Annotated in this window: 15 protein-coding genes; 7 read left to right on the top strand and 8 right to left on the bottom strand. The window is 69.8% G+C overall.

The window, feature by feature from the left end:
* Positions 1-96: 96 nt before the first annotated feature.
* On the bottom strand, positions 97-1,407 hold the full coding sequence (locus E7742_RS02440; protein ID WP_137797475.1) for a PhoH family protein: 1,311 nt from the start codon (positions 1,405-1,407) through the stop codon (positions 97-99).
* A gap of 294 nt (positions 1,408-1,701) precedes the next feature.
* On the opposite strand from E7742_RS02440, the gene E7742_RS02435 reads away from it, so the two are divergent.
* Positions 1,702-2,331 carry a hypothetical protein gene (locus E7742_RS02435; RefSeq protein WP_137797474.1) on the top strand — a complete coding sequence of 210 codons (630 nt, stop codon included), beginning with the start codon at positions 1,702-1,704 and terminating at the stop codon, positions 2,329-2,331.
* A gap of 51 nt (positions 2,332-2,382) precedes the next feature.
* On the opposite strand, the gene glyA is transcribed toward E7742_RS02435, so the two are convergent.
* Positions 2,383-3,693, bottom strand: coding sequence for a serine hydroxymethyltransferase (glyA, locus tag E7742_RS02430; RefSeq protein ID WP_137797473.1), 1,311 nt, complete (start codon positions 3,691-3,693; stop codon positions 2,383-2,385).
* Between the two features lie 66 nt (positions 3,694-3,759).
* Positions 3,760-5,013, bottom strand: a complete 1,254-nt coding sequence (locus tag E7742_RS02425) for a DUF885 domain-containing protein (protein ID WP_137797472.1) — start codon at positions 5,011-5,013, stop codon at positions 3,760-3,762.
* A 160-nt stretch (positions 5,014-5,173) separates the two neighbouring features.
* Between E7742_RS02425 and coaA the strand changes: the two genes are divergently transcribed.
* Entirely contained in the window at positions 5,174-6,106 is a 933-nt protein-coding gene (gene coaA / locus E7742_RS02420; RefSeq protein ID WP_137797471.1) for a type I pantothenate kinase, read from the top strand.
* Positions 6,107-6,158: 52 nt separating this feature from the next.
* Here the strand turns inward: coaA and E7742_RS02415 are convergent, their stop codons facing one another.
* Both E7742_RS02415 and E7742_RS02410 read right to left on the bottom strand, forming a co-directional pair.
* A complete protein-coding gene (locus tag E7742_RS02415) occupies positions 6,159-7,298 on the bottom strand; it encodes a serine hydrolase domain-containing protein (protein WP_137797470.1) in 1,140 nt (379 codons plus the stop codon).
* The gene (locus tag E7742_RS02410; protein WP_137797469.1) at positions 7,295-8,629 is read right to left on the bottom strand and encodes a flavin-containing monooxygenase; all 1,335 of its coding nucleotides are present in this window, start codon (positions 8,627-8,629) and stop codon (positions 7,295-7,297) included. Before E7742_RS02410 ends, E7742_RS02415 begins: the two co-directional genes overlap by 4 nt.
* A 146-nt stretch (positions 8,630-8,775) precedes the next feature.
* Between E7742_RS02410 and E7742_RS02405 the strand changes: the two genes are divergently transcribed.
* Positions 8,776-9,405: a TetR/AcrR family transcriptional regulator gene (locus E7742_RS02405; protein WP_137797468.1), complete on the top strand. Its 630-nt coding sequence runs from the start codon at positions 8,776-8,778 to the stop codon at positions 9,403-9,405.
* Here E7742_RS02405 and E7742_RS02400 read toward each other — a convergent pair whose 3' ends face one another.
* Positions 9,406-10,173, bottom strand: a complete 768-nt coding sequence (locus E7742_RS02400) for an isoprenyl transferase (RefSeq protein WP_137797467.1) — start codon at positions 10,171-10,173, stop codon at positions 9,406-9,408.
* A gap of 165 nt (positions 10,174-10,338) precedes the next feature.
* Here E7742_RS02400 and trhA point away from each other — a divergent pair, with 165 nt between their 5' ends.
* From trhA to E7742_RS02380, 4 genes are all read left to right on the top strand, one after another.
* Positions 10,339-11,019, top strand: a complete 681-nt coding sequence (gene trhA, locus E7742_RS02395; RefSeq protein WP_137797466.1) for a PAQR family membrane homeostasis protein TrhA — start codon at positions 10,339-10,341, stop codon at positions 11,017-11,019.
* Positions 11,020-11,113: 94 nt separating this feature from the next.
* Entirely contained in the window at positions 11,114-12,565 is a 1,452-nt protein-coding gene (locus E7742_RS02390) for a wax ester/triacylglycerol synthase domain-containing protein (RefSeq protein WP_254699140.1), read from the top strand.
* Between the two features lie 191 nt (positions 12,566-12,756).
* Entirely contained in the window at positions 12,757-12,951 is a 195-nt protein-coding gene (locus tag E7742_RS02385; RefSeq protein WP_137797465.1) for a hypothetical protein, read from the top strand.
* 400 nt (positions 12,952-13,351) lie between these two features.
* Positions 13,352-14,335 carry an alpha/beta hydrolase gene (locus E7742_RS02380; RefSeq protein WP_254699139.1) on the top strand — a complete coding sequence of 328 codons (984 nt, stop codon included), beginning with the start codon at positions 13,352-13,354 and terminating at the stop codon, positions 14,333-14,335.
* Between the two features lie 24 nt (positions 14,336-14,359).
* Here E7742_RS02380 and E7742_RS02375 read toward each other — a convergent pair whose 3' ends face one another.
* Both E7742_RS02375 and E7742_RS02370 read right to left on the bottom strand, forming a co-directional pair.
* Positions 14,360-16,375 (bottom strand): thioredoxin domain-containing protein, encoded by a 2,016-nt coding sequence (locus E7742_RS02375; RefSeq protein ID WP_137797463.1) that lies wholly within the window; start codon positions 16,373-16,375, stop codon positions 14,360-14,362.
* Between the two features lie 22 nt (positions 16,376-16,397).
* Positions 16,398-16,718 carry a hypothetical protein gene (locus tag E7742_RS02370; RefSeq protein ID WP_137797462.1) on the bottom strand — a complete coding sequence of 107 codons (321 nt, stop codon included), beginning with the start codon at positions 16,716-16,718 and terminating at the stop codon, positions 16,398-16,400.
* Positions 16,719-16,720: the final 2 nt, after the last annotated feature.

Genomic DNA, 16,720 nt, shown 5'->3' with positions numbered 1-16,720 from the left:
CGGTCACGCCGGTTGAAGCCACCGCCCGGCACTCCTCCCCTCGGAGGCCGGGCGGCGGCCGTCACCACGCTGTTCCCACCGTCCGACGGCGCTCGTTCAGGCGTTGGGCCCGAACTCTTCGAGCATCTCGGTCACGAGCGCGGCGATGGGTGAGCGTTCGCTTCGGGTCAACGTGATGTGCGCGAACAGCGGATGTCCCTTGAGCTTCTCGATGACCGCGGCGACGCCGTCGTGCCGGCCCACCCGCAGGTTGTCCCGCTGCGCGACGTCGTGGGTGAGCACCACCCGCGACCCGGTGCCCAGCCGTGACAGCACGGTGAGCAGGACGTTGCGTTCGAGGGACTGCGCCTCGTCGACGATCACGAACGAGTCGTGCAGCGACCGGCCGCGAATGTGCGTGAGCGGCAACACCTCCAGCATGCCCCGGCTCATCACCTCGTCCATCACCTCGGGACTGGCGAGCCCGTCGAGGGTGTCGAAGACGGCCTGCGCCCACGGCCCCATCTTCTCGCTCTCGCTGCCGGGCAGGTATCCCAGCTCCTGACCGCCCACCGCGTACAGCGGCCGGAAGACGACGACCTTGCGGTGGCTGCGCCGCTCGAGCACCGCCTCCAGGCCGGCGGTCAACGCCAGGGCGGACTTGCCGGTACCGGCCTTGCCGCCGAGCGAGACGATCCCGACGCTCTCGTCGAGCAGCAGGTCCAACGCCACCCGCTGCTCGGCGGACCGGCCGTGCAGACCGAACGCCTCCCGCTCGCCGCGCACCAACTGGACCCGTTTGTCCGGGGTGACGCGGCCCAGCGCGCTGGACGACTCACCGAGCAGCCGAAGACCGGTGTGACACGGCAGATCCCGCGCCTCGTCGAGGTCGACGGAGCCGTCCGTGAAGAGCTGGTCGATCACCGACGACGCGACGTCGAGCTCGGTCATGCCGGTCCAGCCGGACGGCACGATGTCGTGCGCCCGGAACTCGTCGGCGGGCAGGCCCACCGCGCCGGCCTTCACTCGCAGCGGGATGTCCTTGCTGACGAGCACCACGTCCCGGCCCTCGGCGGCGAGGTTGAGCGCGCACGCCAGGATCCTGGAATCGTTGCTGCCCGTGCGGAACCCGACGGGGAGTACGGACGGATCGGTGTGGTTGAGCTCCACTCGGAGAGTGCCGTTCTCGGAGCCGATCGGAACCGGCCGGTCGAGGCGACCGAACTCGAGACGGAGGTCGTCGAGCATCCGCAGTGCTTCGCGGGCGAACCATCCCAGCTCGTGATGGTGTCGTTTGTCCTCGAGTTCGCTGATGACGACGAGCGGCAGGACCACCTCGTGTTCGGCGAAGCGGGTGACGGCCCACGGATCCGAGAGCAGGACCGAGGTGTCGAGGACATAGGTGCGGACGGAGCTGATTGCGGTCACGTGAGGCTCCTCGTGTCTGTGCGGCACCCGCACGAACGTCTTCGCTGGACCGGTCCGAACCCGATGTGTCAATCGACACGAGGGCCGGGTGCCGGCCCTCTCGCACTGAACAGATCAGCCACGATCAGGACCTCCCGTACAGTCAGCTTCCCCTGCTGCCTGTTACCCGGCGACGCTACGCCTGCGGAACGTTCCCGCAGCGCACGCGCCCGGCGTGTCGAGCGAACGCCCCGTGAACGGCCCGTGCGCCGACGGGGCCGCGCGCCACTGCCAGACTGGGGCGGTGACCGCCCGATGACCGTCTTCCGCCCCGTCACCCCGGACGCACTCGTAGCACTGGTCGCCGACCGCGCAGCTGCCGAGCCCGGCGTCCGGGTGGTCGCGGTGTCGGGCGCCGACGCGACGGCACCGGAGGAGTTCGCCGAGCGGGTCGCGGCGTACCTGCGTCTGTCCGGCCGGCCCGCCGCGGTGGTGTCGCTGCACGACTACGTGCGGCCCGCCTCGCTCCGGCTCGAGCACGGCCACCGCGACGAGCACAGCTACCGGACCGGCTGGTTCGACTACCCCGCGCTGCAGCGGGAAGTCGTGACGGCGCTGCGTGAGCGAGGCCAGTGGCTACCGCGGCTGTGGGACGAGTCCGCCGACCGCTCGGCGCGGGCCGCGGTCGTCGACGCGGATCCCGCGCAGGTGGTGCTCGTCGCCGGCCCGATGCTGCACGGCCGTGCGCCGGCCCTCGACGTCCTCGTCCGGCTGACGCTCTCCCGCGGCGCCCTCGAACGCCGCACGCCACCCGCCGATCGGTGGACGATCGAGCCACTCCTCGCGTACGACGCCGACAGCGCGGGCGCCGCGGACCCCGCCGCCATCGTGGTCCGTTACGACCACCCCGATCGCCCCGCCGTGTCGGACGACGCCTCGCACTGAGACGCCGACGGCCCGCACCCTGGAGGGCGCGGGCCGTCGTGGACCGGGAGATCAGGCCTTGGGCAGCAGACCCCAGTTCTCCAGGCCGTCGTAGAGCGGGAAGTCCTGCGCCAGCTTGGACACGCGGGCGCGCAGGGCCGGCACGTCGGCGTCGGCGCCCTGGGCGAGGGCGGTCGCGATGATGTCGGCGACCTCCGTGAACTGCTCGTCACCGAAACCGCGGGTCGCGAGCGCCGGGGTGCCGATGCGCAGGCCCGACGGGTTCATCGGCGGGCGCGGGTCGAACGGCACCGCGTTGCGGTTGACCGTGATGCCGATCTCGTGCAGCAGATCCTCGCCCTGCTGGCCGTCGAGCTGCGAGTGGCGCAGGTCGACCAGCACCAGGTGGACGTCGGTGCCACCGGTGAGAACCGAGATGCCGTTGCCGGCGACGTCGGCGCCACCGAGACGCTCGGCCAGGATCTTGGAACCGGCCAGGGTGCGCTCCTGGCGGGCCTTGAACTCCGGAGTGCCGGCGATCTTCATCGCGACGGCCTTCGCGGCGATCGCGTGCATGAGCGGGCCGCCCTGCTGGCCGGGGAACACCGAGGAGTTGAGCTTCTTCGCCCACTCCTTCTTCGCCAGGATCATGCCGGAGCGGGGGCCACCGAGGGTCTTGTGGACGGTGGTGGAGACGACGTCCGCGTGCGGAACCGGCGACGGGTGCAGACCCGCGGCGACCAGACCGGCGAAGTGCGCCATGTCGACCCACAGCTTGGCGCCGATCTCGTCGGCGATCGAGCGGAACGCCGCGAAGTCGAGGTGACGCGGGTAGGCGGACCAGCCGGCGATCAGCACCTGCGGCTTCTCGCGCAGCGCGGTCTCGCGGACCTGGTCCATGTCGACCACGTGGGTGTCCTCACGGACGCCGTAGGACGCGACCTCGTACAGCTTGCCGGAGAAGTTCAGCTTCATGCCGTGGGTGAGGTGACCGCCGTGGGCGAGGTCCATGCCCATCAGCTTCTCGCCCGGGTTCATCAGCGCCATCAGCACCGCGGCGTTGGCCTGCGCGCCGGCATGCGGCTGGACGTTCGCAAACTCCGCGCCGAAGACCTCCTTTGCGCGACCGCGGGCCAGATCCTCGACGACGTCGACGAACTCGCAACCGCCGTAGTAGCGGCGACCCGGGTAGCCCTCGGCGTACTTGTTGGTCAGCACGCTGCCCTGGGCCTCGAGGACTGCGCGGGGAACGAAGTTCTCCGACGCGATCATCTCGAGGGTGTCACGCTGACGCGACAGCTCACCCGCCATCGCGGTGGCGACCTCGGGGTCCAGTTCGGCGAGGGACGCGGTGTTCACGTCGGTGGCAGGCACAGCAGTCATCAGCGGATCTCCAGGCTGGATTGCGGAAGGTGGAGGCAACAGCCTTCAGTTTAGGGAACCGGCCCTTCAGCTCCCCAACGCGGCTCCGCCACCGCTCGTGACCTCGTCGCGCAGCGCTCCCGGAGTGAGGGGGTCGTCGAGCAGTCGACGGAACCGGGCGGACCGCTGCGGGCCGACCGGCGCCTGCGCCAGCCACCCTCCGAGCAGCCGGTAACCCTCGACGTAGGTGCTGATGTAGGCGCGCCACAGCGGCGACGACAGGAACCGCAGGCTCTGCTTGGCGCGCTCGGGGCTCGACAGCGTCCAGCGCTGCAGGAACGCCTCGACGGCGTCGGCGCTAGCCCCACGGTCGTGCAGCATGAGCGCGGCGTCCTGGCGCACCGAGAGCAGTCCGCTGGAGGCCGCCGAGAGTTCCTCGGCGCGGGCGCCGTCGAACCGCAGCCCCAGATCGGCGTAGATCTCCTGCGCCCAGCTTCCCCACCCCGGACCCGAGGCACCGCTCGCCGTGGTCCCGACGATCGACTCGAGCGCGAGGTCGGCCAGTCCCTCCGCCATGAGGCACTGCGGGGTGTTGACGACGAAGAGCGTCTGCTCGAGCTGCCCCGCCCCCACCAGCCCGGCCTCCTTGCGGCAGTGCTCGGTGTGGTGCCCCGGGTAGGACTCGTGCGCGATCAGCCGCGGCAGATTCGACATGTGCTGGTCCAGGTCCGAGTTGATCGCGACCGTGGATCGATAGTCGCCGAGGTAGTAGTTGAAGCCCGACCACGGCTTGTCGCCCACCACCTCGTAGTCGACGCGCTCGGTGTCCGGCAGCGTGTACTCGGCGCGCACGCGGTCCCGCAGCGCGCTGTTGAACGCCTCCACGCAGTCGCGCAGCCGCTCGGGCGGGATGCGATCGGCGGCGCGGTGCGCCTCCATGCGCTCGGTGAGGGTGCCCGGTCCGGGCAGCACGGCGTCCATCCGCCGGTGCGCCTCGCGGTACACGTCCTCGTCGCCGGGTTCGATGCGTACGTCGAAGTAGGCGGCGACCTCGTCGACGAAGCCGATGTCGTCGCCCGCGAACTTGCGGGCCGAGCATTCGAGCGCGGTCAGATGCGCGTCGAGGAAGCGAGTGCGTTCCTCCGAGAGCCCGCCGCCGGCGAGGTCGGCGCGCAGCGCCCGGGCGTCACCGGCCAGTCGTCGCGGGTCCGGACGCGGCTCGTTCTCCACCTGGCGGCGCAGCGCCGGGTCTCCGGTGTACGCATCGACGAACCCCTCCTCGAGGCGATCGAATCGCAGGCCCAGCAGGAGGTAGTCGCGTACCAGTGCGTCCGGTTCCATGCTCGGGACACTAGTCCTCCACCTGTGGTTTCCGCCGAGAGGCGGACCCGCCGCAGCGAGCGCGTGTGGCTGCGAGCACAATTTGCATCATGCACCTGCCTTCCCCCAGCACGCGCATGCACCGATCGCGGTCGACGCCGCTCTCACGAGAGGTGCAGCGATGGCACGGGTGAGCGAATCCAGCCCCTACGTCGAGTTCGACCGCAAGCAGTGGCGCAAGCTCCGCAAGGCGACGCCGCTGGTCCTCACCGAGGAAGAACTCGTCGGGCTCCGGGGCCTCGGCGAACAGATCGATCTCGACGAGGTCGCCGAGGTCTATCTGCCGCTCGCTCGTCTGATCCATCTGCAGGTTGCCGCCCGCCAGCGGCTGTTCGCCGCGACCGCAACCTTCCTCGGGGACAAGCACCCCGACCGACAGGTGCCGTTCGTCATCGGTGTCGCCGGTAGCGTCGCGGTGGGCAAGTCGACCACGGCCCGCGTGCTGCAGGCGCTGCTCGCTCGCTGGGAGCACCACCCGCGCGTCGACCTCGTCACCACCGACGGATTCCTCTACCCCACCGCCGAGCTGACCCGCCGCGGCATCATGCACCGCAAGGGTTTTCCGGAGAGCTACGACCGTCGCAAGCTGCTGCGGTTCGTGACCGAGGTCAAATCGGGAGCCGAAGAGGTTGCGGCCCCGGTGTATTCACACACGTCCTACGACGTGATCCCCGGCCAGTACCACCTCGTCCGTCAGCCCGACATCCTCATCATCGAGGGGCTGAACGTGCTGCAGACCGGGCCGCGGCTGATGGTCTCGGACCTGTTCGACTTCTCGATCTACGTCGACGCGCGCATCGAGGACATCGAGGCGTGGTACATCAAACGCTTTCTCGCGCTGCGCAAGACGTCGTTCGCGGATCCGGACGCGCATTTCCACCACTACGCGGCGCTGTCCGACGAACACGCGACCCTCGCGGCCGAGGACATCTGGAACTCCATCAACCGGCCGAATCTGGTCGAGAACATCCTCCCGACCCGTCCACGCGCAACGTTGGTGCTGCGCAAGGACGCCGATCACACCATCAACCGGCTGCGGCTGCGCAAGCTCTGATCTGGTGCGGGTGTTCTTTGCGTCCCCCTCCAGACGCAAAGAACACCCGGGTCTACAGACCCGCGTACGCCTGTGCGACGTAGGCGTCGGTGCGCGGTGCACCGACGAGCTGCGGGTTCATCTTGTTCATGACGTAGGCGAACGTCATGCGGCGGTCGAGGTCGTTGACGACGATCGAGCCGCCGTAGCCGGTCCACCAACACACCCGACCCTCGGGGATCGACGGGTGGACGGCCGGGGCCGGCAACGCGTAGCCGAGTCCGAAACGCAGTGCCACCCCGAGTACCCGGTCGGTACCGTCGGCCTGGACGTCGAAGATCCGTTCGACGGTCTCCGGCCGCAGCAACTGCGCACCCGTCGGCGTCCGGCCGGCGTGCGAGACGACGGATTGGACGAGCGCCACCGAGCGGGCGTTGCCGTGGCCGTTCGCTCCCCCGATGTCGGCGCCGCGCCACATGCGGCTCGACGTCTCGGGGACCGGGATCACGGGATTGGTCATCGTCTTGACGAAGACCCCGTCCGGCGGCAGCGCCGCGTAGTCGAACCCGGTGGGCGGCGGCGCGATCAGCGGTGCGACCCGCGGGTCGACGTCGGCGGGTGTGCCGATGAAGTAGTCGGCCCCGCACGCCTCCGCGACCTCGGTGGCGAAGAACTCGCCCAGACCGACCCCGGTGATGCGGCGGACCATGCCGCCGACGAGGTGCCCGAAGTTGGTGGCGTGGTAACCCGACGCCGTTCCCGGCTCCCACCACGGCGCCTGCTCGGCGAGCAGGTCCTCGGCGCGGGGTGCGTCGCAGACGTCGGCGAGCGTCACCCGCTGCTCCCAGCCGCTGACACCGGACGTGTGTCCGAGCACGTGCCGAACGAGTATCCCGCTCTTGCCGTTCGAGGCGAATTCCGGCCAGTAGCGCGCGACCGGCGCGTCGAGGTCGAGGCGGCCCCGGTCGACGAGAACCAGGGCCGCGAGCGTCGTCATGGTCTTCGTCAGCGAGTACGTGTTGACGATCGTGTCCTTGACCCAGCGCGCACCGGTGTCGACGTCGGCGGTCCCGCCCCACAGGTCCACCACCTGCTCCCCGTCCGCCACGACGGCCACGGACGCACCGACGTCGGTACCGTCGGACAGATTGCGCTGCAACAACTCTCGCAGACCGTCGAACGCGGGGTCGGCGAATCCCTCGACGGCTGTCACCGCGCGCCCACCGGCGTGCGCTGCGCGCGCTTCTCGCCCGCGGCGATCTCCTTCTTCAAGTCGCGCACGTAACGCGCGAAGTCGACCTGGATCGTGTGCCGTGGGGTCTGGTAGTACTGCGCCAGGCTGGCCGCGTCGTCGACCTCGATGATCCGGCGCATCTCGTCGTCGGACGGCGGTGCGTACGTCCCGGTGAGGACACCGGCGACGAGTTTGCTCTGCTGCTCGGCCAGATTGACGATCGTGGGTGAGGCCTGCGCGAGTCCCATGAAGAAGAGGTTGTCGACCCCGGGCTGCATGATCCGCTTGAACAGCGGGAAGCGGTGCTGCTCGTCGGGCTGCAGTGACGGGTCGTCGAAGAACGGAAAGCTCATGTTGTAGCCGGTGGCGCACACGATGACGTCGGCCGGGATCCGTCGGCCGTCCACCAGTCGGACGTGGTCGCCGTCGAGCGAGGCGATCGCCGGCACGCACGTGAGGTCTCCCGAGCCGGCCTTGGCCAGGAAGTCGATGCTCACCGACGGGTGTGCGCCCAGCGGCTCGTGGTCCGGCTCCGGCAGCCCGTAGTCCTGCATCCGCCCCAGGGACTTCTTGATCTTGCGCCGTGCGATCGCCAGCCCGAGCTTGCGCGGCATCCACGGCGGCATCATCATCTTGTCGGCCGGCTTGCCGTCACGGTACTTCGTCAGCACCCACACCCCGCGCCGCGCCGACACCCAGACGTGCCGGGCGATCGACCGGTGCGAGAGTTCGGAGGCGATGTCCAGCGCGGAGTTGCCCATGCCGACCACGACGATGTTCTTGCCGCGCATGTCGATCGGATCGAACGCGTTGAGGTAGTCGTGGCTGTGGATGATCTGTCCGTCGAAGCTGCCGGGGTACTCCGGCATCCGCGGATCCCAGTGGTGGCCGTTCGCGACGACGAGCGCGTCGTAGGTGCGGGTCTGCCCGGTGTCGAGCGTGACCGCCCAGCGGCCGTCGGCGAGACGCTCGGCCCGCACCACCTTGGTGCCGAAGGTGATGGTCTCCCGCAACCCGAACTTCTCCACGTAGTCCCGGAAGTAGCCGTGCATGAGCGAATGGTGCGGAAAGTGCGGCCAGTCGTCGGGGACCGGGAAGTCTTCGAACTGCAGTCGCGTGGAGGACGTGTCGATGTGCAGGCTCTCGTAGCACGACGACATGCCGGTGGGGTTCTTGTAGTACCAGTTGCCGCCGACGTCGTCGGAAGCCTCGAAGCAGTCGTACGGGATCCCGTGGTCCTTGAGCCGCTTGGCCGTGGTGAACCCGGAACAACCGGCACCGATGATGCACACCGTGGGCAGCTGTGGCATCGAAGTTCCTTTCGCGCAAACATATTGCAGCGGGCGACACGTCCGACGTGACGTACGTCATGGAACCGGATTCGCTGACACACTGTCAAGCGAGTGTCCGCCGACCGGACGCGGGAGCGTCCGTACGATGTGACCGGAGGTGCGCGGTGGACGAGATCGAAGCGGTGCGGGACAGGAAGCCGACACAGCGGGACGAGCAGAAACGGCTCACCCGGCGCCGGCTCCTCGAGTGCGCGCGGGACCTCTTCGCGGCACACGGCTACGCCGCGGTGAAGATCGACGACATCGCGTCCGCGGCGGGCTGCAGCCGCGCCACGTTCTATCTGCACTTCACGGGCAAGACCGACGTCCTGCGCAAGATCGGCTCCGAATCCATGGATCCGCGCGCCGCCTCGGTGTACGCCGATCTCGACGAGGTACTCGGCACCGGCTCCCGCGCGGAGTTCACCCGGTGGATCGAGCGCGCCATCGACTGGTTCGACCGCAACCGCGCCATCCTGCCCGCGTGGGACGAGGCCCTGGTGCTCGAACCCGACTTCCGGGAACCGGCGCGGGCGGCCATCGCGGCGCTCCCGGACGCGATGCCGGCCTACCTCGCCCGCTGGGGCGACGAACGCCGGCGCGAGGCGCGGGTGCGCATCGAGCTCCTCGTCACCCAACTGGAGCGGTTCTTCACGCGCTGGGCGGTGCAGGGCACGATCGAGATTCCCCGCCGGCAGGCCGCGGAGGTGCTCACCGACATCTGGTTCCCGGCGCTCACGCCACCGCAGGCCTGACTACGTACCGAACCGCCGGTGCCGCGCGGCGTAGTCGCGCAGGGCGCGCAGGAAATCGACGCGGCGAAACTCCGGCCAGTAGGCCTCCGTGAACCAGATCTCGGAGTACGCGCTCTGCCACAACAGGAAGCCCGAGAGCCTCTGCTCCCCCGACGTCCGGATGACGAGGTCCGGGTCCGGCTGCCCCGACGTGTAAAGGTGGCTGTCGATGCCCTCCACACTCATCGCCTTGACGAGGTCGTCGCCCGTGAGCCCCTCGGCCATCTTGGCCCGCAACAGCGCCTGCACGGCGTCGGCGATCTCCTGGCGACCGCCGTAACCGACGGCGACGTTGACGTGGGTGCCGGTGCGTCCGCGTGTGCCCTCGGCGGCCTCCCGCAGACGCCGGGCCTGATCCTCGGGCAGCAGGTCCAGCGTGCCGACGATCTTCACGCTCCAGTTCTTGCCAGGACCGGAGATCTCCTCGACGACCTCCGTGATGATCTCGAGGAGGGTGTCGAGCTCCTCGGGATCGCGCCGGAGATTCTCGGTGGACAGGAGGTAGATCGTGGCCATCTCGATGCCGGCGGCGTCGCACCAGCGCAGCAGTTCGGCGATCTTGCGGGCACCCATCCGGTGCCCGTGACTCACGTCGGTGAAGCCGTTCTCCCGCGCCCAGCGCCGGTTTCCGTCACACATCACCGCTACATGTCGCGGATGCTGTAAACCGTCGAGACGGCTCAGGAGCCGTCGCTCGTAGATGCTGTACAGCAGGCCGCGCATCTTCACCTGGACATCACCACGGGATCAAAGACTACGCCGCGGGACCGGCGCCCCCGCGCCCCGAGTGTCGTGCACACCTCAGGGCCGCGCCCTACCGTACCTACGGAACCGTAGGTTACTGTTCCGTAAGTTGGGTGTGGCGCCCACTTGGAATCGACGACAGGGGACACCATGACGTCTCTCGGGCTCGACGACCTCGCGTCGGCGTTACCCGTCAAACCGCGGATGCGCGGGTGGATCCACGTGTGGTCGCTCGTGGTGGCTGCGCTGGCGAGCATCGCGCTGGTGGTGCTGGCGTTCACGCTGGCATCACCGCGTGCCGGGGTGGCCACCGTCGTCTACGGGTCGACGGTGTGCGGGCTGTTCGCGGTGAGCGCCACGTACCACCGCGTCCACTGGCGCACGGTCCGCGCCCGGACCTGGATGAAACGCGCCGACCACTCGATGATCTTCGTGTTCATCGCCGGTAGCTACACCCCGTTCGGCCTGCTGGCGCTGCCTCCCGAGACGGGGAGGACCCTTCTCGCCGTCGTCTGGTTCGGCGCCCTCGCCGGAGTGGCCCTGAAGATGCTGTGGCCCACCGCCCCTCGCTGGGTGGGTGTCCCGCTGTACCTGCTGCTGGGCTGGGCCATCGTCCCGGTGGCGGGCGAACTCGTCCACGAGGCAGGGGTCGCACCGATGGTCCTGTTGGCCGTCGGCGGGGTCCTGTACAGCGTCGGGGCGATCCTCTATGCCGCGAAGTGGCCCGATCCGTGGCCCGCCACTTTCGGACACCACGAGTTCTTCCATGCGGCAACGGCAGTCGCTGCCCTGTGCCACTTCGTCGCGGTCTGCCTGGTGGTGTTCGGGTAGCGCCGGGCGCGAACCGACCCGCAGGGAAACGGCACGAAACGGTCGCGGGTGCACCTAACCTGATCGAGTCTGCCGGACCCGCAGAAGGAGCACCGTGACCACCACCCCCGAGCGCACCGGCCGCGGAGTAGTCCGACTGGCCCCGCAGGACGCGGAATTCGTCTACCGCGAGGGCGAGCGGCACATCTCGAACGCGACCGGGATCTACATGTTCGACACCACCGCCGAGGCCGCACCGATCACCGGACGTGAGGCCGTCGAGTGGATGCGGGCGCGGCTCGGCTGCAGCGCCGTCTTCACCCGCACACTCCGGCGACTGCCCTGGGAACTGGACTATCCGTTCTGGGTACCCGACCCCACACTCGACCTCACGCAGCACGTGTTCGTCGAACCCGTGGACGGGCCGGGGTGGGATGCCTTCCGGGGCCACGTCTCCCGGATCGCGGGCCGCCCGCTCGATCTGACCCGCCCTCCGTGGGAACTGCACTTCCTGACCGGCGTCACCGGGATCGCGGGGCTTCCCGAACGAATGACCGTGGCCGTCCTCCGCTGCCACCACAGCGCCGGTGACGGCATCGCCGCTCGCGACCTGGGCCTGCAGATCTTCGGCCGCGACGCGGCGCACCCGCCCGTGCCGTCGACGCCGGACGCGTGGTCGCTCCCGGCGGAACTGGTCGGCGCCGTGCGGCGGCTACCGGCCGGGTGGCGCGCGTTTCGCACCGGCCTCGCGACGACCGGCGCCGTGTCGAAGCGCGTCGCCGCCGAGGTCGCGGCCGGACGGATCGCGCCGCCCGCGCCCCGCAGGCCCGCGACGCGGTTCAACAACCGGATCACCCCGGATCTGACGTTCGACACCGTGCGGTTCTCACCGACGGACATCCGCGCCGTGCAGGCCGTCGTCGACGGCGTGACCTTCAACGACGTACTGCTGACCACCGTTTCCGGCGGTCTCGCCGCCTACCTCGCAGAGAAGGGGGAAACCCCGGCCGGCTCGCTGGCGGCGATGGTCCCGATGTCGCTGCGCGGCACGCGACCGGGCGTCGCGCAGGAATCCGGGGGCGACCGCGCGAACCACCTCGCGCTGATGTCCGTCGACCTGCACACCGACATCGACGATCCGATCGAGCGGCTTCGCGCGGTCACCGCGTCGGTGCGCGCGGAGAAGCACCGGCACCGCCATCCGGACGTCCAGGCCGCCGCGAGGCGTGTCGAGTCGTCCCCCGCGTGGTTCCTCGCGGGCACGACCCGACTCCTGCGGTTCCGGCGGCCACCCGAGGGAACCGTCGACGCGTTCAACACCATGATCAGCAACATTCCGTGGACGGGTGACGACCTGGTGCTCCGAAACGCGCCGCTGGTCCGAAGTTTCGGCCTGCTCGGAATCGTCGACGGCGTCGGGCTGCGGCACCTCGTCGTGTCACACCACGGCGACGAGATAGAGATATCGTTCTGCGCCGATACCGCGATGATGCCGGACACCGAACGTTACGGCGAGTTGCTCCGCGGCGCGTTCCGCGCGTTGGTCGAGCGCGCGAATCGGCAGTAGGGCAACGCTTTCTCCGCGTTTTCTCCGATTCGAGGTTTTTTCGCGAAACCGACCCCTGGCTGTTCGTTCGATTGTTACCTTTCGGTACGTGCCGGACGCCCAGTCCGTGACACGAACGCCCGGTAACGCACCGCGTGGCAGCGTTTCCGGACTCTCACCGGACAACTACACGAGGTCTGCAGGAGGCAAGTATGGGTTCTCTCGAAGGAATTCTGGGCGCACTGCTCGAGGGCGGAATCGGCTCTCTGGGCGCCGACGGACTGCTCGACGCGTTCCTCGGCTCGGCCCAGGGCATCCTCCAGGGCGCGCTCGACAATGCCGGCGATCTGATCGACATCGCGTTCGGCTCGATCGACAGCTTCTCGGCCACCACCCCGCCGGCGTAAGCACACCCACCGACCGAGCGACAACCGCGACCGCCGGGCGGCGACGGACAGCATTGCACGCCTAGACAGTTCGCGGACCGCCTCGACCGACACACCAGAGGAGAATCATGGGATCCGTCTACGACGCCATCGGAGTCGTCACCGGCAGCGCCGGCCCGCTGATCACCCGGGTCGTCAACTCACTCTTCACGCTGAGCGGTGGCACCCCGCCCAAGTAGGAGCGACCGGCGCCGGCCATCTCCGGCACGCAATTGGGGCACGCGATTTCCGCGCGTGCCCCAATTGGCAGTTCGATAGCGGAATCACGTATTCCGCCGGCCCAGAAGAGATATCGAGAATCATGAACCGCGGCAGAATTCCTCGTTTCGTCAGGCGCGCGCCTGCGTCCCGCACCTGGCCCGTGGTCGCGATCGCCGCGACGCTCACGGCACTCACGCTCGCCGCCGCCCCGTCGGTGCCCGCCGCGGTCCCCGACGCCCCGCCGGCATCGCAGGCCGGTACGGCCGCCATCGTCAAGGCCACTGCCGTCACCGATCGTCTGGTCCTACTCAGTGTCGCGTCACCGGCGATGGGCCGCGAGGTGCCCGTGTACGTGCTCACCCCCGCCGATCCCGGCGCCGCCCGGGGTGTCCTGTATCTGCTCGACGGCAACTCGGGCACCCCCGAGCGCACCAACTGGCTCGATCCGGCCAAGGGCAACGCGCAGGGGTTCTACGCCGACAAGAACGTCAACGTCGTGATGCCCGTCGGTGGCACCGGCAGCCTCTACCAGGACTGGCAGCAGGACAACCCGAAGTTCGGCCGCGTCCGCTGGGAGACGTTCCTGGCGGAGGAACTTCCGCCGCTCGTCGACGACCACTTCCGCACCAACGGCCGCAACGTGATCGGTGGAATCTCGTCGGGTGCGCAGGGCGCGTTGATGCTCGCGGCCCGCTATCCCGAGCTGTACGACGGTGCCGTCGGCTACAGCGGTTGCTATCTCACCGATGGACCGGTGGGCAAGGCGCTCACCGACCTGATCGTGCTGAACGGCAACGGGAACGCCGAGCTGATGTGGGGTCCGCAGGGCGGTGCGGCATGGACCGACCACGACCTGTTCGCCAATGCCCACCGCCTCGCCGGGAAGAAGATCTACCTCTCGTCCGGGACCGGATCGGCGGGGCCGCACGAGACTCTCGACCGCCCGGATCTGGCCAATCTGCTCGTCGTCGGGGGCGCGCTCGAGGCCGGTTCCAACATGTGCACCGAGCAACTGGCCGGAGCCCTGCGCGACGCGGGCGCGGACGTCACCCGCAGCGCGCAACCGGTGGGCGTCCACGCCTGGACGTACTGGCGTGACGAGGTGGCCCGGTCGTGGCCGACCGTGGAGGCCGCGCTCGCCTGAGCGGGAAACGGTCCGCCCGGCCGGTCAGTCCGCGACGAGTTGCTCCCGCAACTCCTCGGGGTCGGTGACCGGTCGATCGCACACGAATCCCCGGCACACGTACGCGGTGGGCGCGCCGCCGTGCTGCGGTCGATCCGCCAGCAGGGGTGTCGAATCCGCCGCTCCGGCAACCACGATCGCACCACCCGGCGCCAAACGTCGGGCCTGCCGGGCCAGCTCGGACGGCTCGTTCTCGGACACCGCGATCTGCAGGGGCCCGCGCACCGACGCCTCGGCCACCGCGAGCCAGTTCCCCGCGGACCGGGGGGCGCGTTGCAGAGCCAGCGCCGCCCGCGCCATCGAATCCGCTGCGGCCGCCGCGTACCTCGCGGAGTGGTCGGCGTCCACCAGCGACGCCGCCGTCGACAGCGCCTCCGTGATCGACGACGCCCCCGACGGTGTGACCCCGTCCAGAGGATCACGCGGGCGCGCCACCAGGGTCTCGGCGTCGTCGGCGGTGTCGAACCAGCTGCCCGCCTCGTCCGGGTCGGGAAAGTGCGCGAGCGCGGTGTCCAGCAGCCCGGTGGCCGCATCCAGCCACTCGCGCGCACCGGTCACCTGGTGGAGCGTGAGCAGACCGGTCGCCAGCGCGCCGTAGTCCTCGAGGATGCCCGCGGGCTCGCCCACCACTCCCGCCAGCGATGCCCGGCGCAGCCGCCCGTCCACCAGATGCGTGGTGAGCAGCACCCGGGCGCACTCCTGCGCCGCCCACACCCACTCCGGCCGGCCCAACGCGCCACCGGCCTCGGCGAGCGCGGTGATCGCCAACCCGTTCCACGCGGTGACCACCTTGTCGTCGCGCGCCGGCTGCGGTCGCCGCTCCCGCGCCGCGAACAACCGCGCCCGCACGGCGGCGAACCGGTGGTCGTCGGACGGGTCGGCGAGGAGTTGCAGGACCGAGGCGCCGCGTTCGAACGTCCCGTCCGGCGTCACCGAGAAGGTGTCGGCGGCCCACGCCCCGTCCTCGGTCCCGAGGACGTCCGTCAGCTCCTGCGGGGTCCACACATACGTCAGCCCCTCCTCACCGTCGGTGTCGGCGTCCAGCGCCGACGCGAAGGCGCCCGCGCCGGTACGCAGGTCGCGCAGCAGGAACTCCGCCGTCTCCGCGGTGACCCGGTGCGCGAGCGGCGAACCGGTGCGCCGCGCGAGGTGCGCGTAGAACCGCAGTAGCAACGCGTTGTCGTAGAGCATCTTCTCGAAGTGCGGCACCACCCATCCGGCGTCCACCGAGTAGCGGGCGAAGCCGCCGCCGAGCTGGTCGTGGATGCCGCCGCGCGCCATGGCCTCGGCGGTCCGTTCGACGGTCCGCAGCACCGGTTCGGCACCCGTCCGTTCGTACGACCGCAGCAGCCCTTCGAGGAGCATGGACGGCGGGAACTTGGGTGCCCCGCCGAACCCGCCCCGGTCCCGGTCCTCGTCGCGGAGCACGCTCGCGACCGCACCGGACAGCAGCGGGATGTCGACGGGCGGTCCCCCGGCCGGCAGCGCCCCACCGCTGCGGCGCAGCTCGGCGACCACCGACGCGGCCGCGTCGTCCACCTCGCCGCGACGGTTGCGCCACGTGTCGGTGACGGCGTGCAGCAACTGCGTGAACGACGGCATCCCGCCCCGCGGCTGGGGCGGGTAGTAGGTGCCGCAGTAGAACGGCGCACCGTCGGGAGTGAGGAAGCACGTCATGGGCCAGCCGCCCTGGCCCGTCATCGCGACCGTCGCGTTCATGTAGACGGCGTCGAGGTCGGGGCGCTCCTCGCGGTCGACCTTGATGCACACGAAGTGCTCGTTCATCACCGCGGCCGTCGCGGCGTCCTCGAACGACTCGTGTGCCATGACATGGCACCAGTGACACGCCGCGTACCCGATCGACAGCAGGATCGGAACGTTGCGCTCACGCGCCCATTCGAGCGCCTCCGGTCCCCACTGCTGCCAGTGGACCGGGTTGTCGGCGTGCTGCCGTAGGTACGGGCTGGTCGCGCCGCCCAGGTTGTTCCGTTCGAGCGACACGGTCCTCCCCCGGTTCGTGGTGTCAGTTCGTGGGTGCGGCCGGCGGGTCGTGCGGGGCCGGCGAGCCCGCGGTCTTCCGTTCCGGTTCGACGACCTCCACCACGGCAGCGCCGCGGTCGGTGCCCTCGTCGGCCGCCTGATCGGGCTCCGGATGCTCCGGCTGGAAGGTGTCGGGCAGCTTGCGCAGCTGCTTGTTCATCGACCGGATCAGCAGGACCGTGCCGGCGAGCAGGGCCACGATGAGCACGAGACCGAGCGGCGATGCCTTGCCGAACTCGGGGCCCTGTGGGCTGCTGGGGGTGCTGGTCCCCTGAGCGAGGAGCTCCCACGCCAACGTCGTCATCA

This window comes from Rhodococcus sp. SGAir0479, assembly GCF_005484805.1.
Taxonomy (GTDB): Bacteria; Actinomycetota; Actinomycetes; order Mycobacteriales; family Mycobacteriaceae; genus Prescottella.
This window is presented reverse-complemented; position numbering and strand designations above follow the sequence as displayed.

Coding starts and splice junctions, on each gene's coding strand:
- E7742_RS02435 (WP_137797474.1), top strand. CDS start 1,702: ATGACCGTCTTCCGCCCCGTCACCCCGGACGCACTCGTAGCACTGGTC.
- glyA (WP_137797473.1), bottom strand. CDS start 3,693: ATGACTGCTGTGCCTGCCACCGACGTGAACACCGCGTCCCTCGCCGAA.
- E7742_RS02425 (WP_137797472.1), bottom strand. CDS start 5,013: ATGGAACCGGACGCACTGGTACGCGACTACCTCCTGCTGGGCCTGCGA.
- coaA (WP_137797471.1), top strand. CDS start 5,174: ATGGCACGGGTGAGCGAATCCAGCCCCTACGTCGAGTTCGACCGCAAG.
- E7742_RS02410 (WP_137797469.1), bottom strand. CDS start 8,629: ATGCCACAGCTGCCCACGGTGTGCATCATCGGTGCCGGTTGTTCCGGG.
- trhA (WP_137797466.1), top strand. CDS start 10,339: ATGACGTCTCTCGGGCTCGACGACCTCGCGTCGGCGTTACCCGTCAAA.
- E7742_RS02385 (WP_137797465.1), top strand. CDS start 12,757: ATGGGTTCTCTCGAAGGAATTCTGGGCGCACTGCTCGAGGGCGGAATC.
- E7742_RS02370 (WP_137797462.1), bottom strand. CDS start 16,718: ATGACGACGTTGGCGTGGGAGCTCCTCGCTCAGGGGACCAGCACCCCC.